The 526-nt window shown below is 47.9% G+C and carries 1 protein-coding gene; it reads left to right on the plus strand.

Translation table 11 applies throughout. The features are described 5' to 3' along the window. On the plus strand, positions 1–518 hold a 518-nt coding region (locus tag R7Z49_RS27445; protein ID WP_318112823.1), incomplete at its 5' end, for a response regulator transcription factor. Between the last annotated feature and the right edge of the window lie 8 nt (positions 519–526).

Raw genomic sequence — 526 nt, forward strand, 5'->3', positions numbered from 1 at the left:
TTAACGTGACGACTTTTGCTGATGGGCAATCTTTTCTCGACGAAGTTAACATTCATCAGGCCGGATGCGTGATTCTTGATAGCCGAATGCCTAACCTTCGTGGTCAGCAAGTTCATCAATTTTTGAATGAGGCGCACAGCCCATTAGCGGTGATTTATCTGACCGGTCATGGTGATGTACCGATGGCGGTCGATGCGTTGCAAGCTGGGGCGGTCAACTTTTTCCAAAAACCAGTTAAAGGCGATGAACTGGCTCAAGCAATATTACATGGTCAGATGCAGTCCGCGGCGAGCCTCGATATGGTGGCGGCAAGAGCGGCGTATGAATCACTAACGCCGCGCGAAAAAGATATCTTACGTTTGATCATTGCTGGTAAGCGCAATATTCGAATTGCGGATGAGCTGTGCATTGCAATGAGAACGGTGGAAGTTCATCGAGCCAGCTTACTGAAAAAGTTCTCAGCCAAAACCGTCGCAGAATTAGCCTATATTTATGGCAAGTTGGAGAATCCCATCTAGCGAGAGCT

The sequence above is a fragment of the Vibrio sp. 1562 genome (genome assembly GCF_033340155.1).
GTDB lineage: Bacteria > Pseudomonadota > Gammaproteobacteria > Enterobacterales > Vibrionaceae > Vibrio > Vibrio alginolyticus.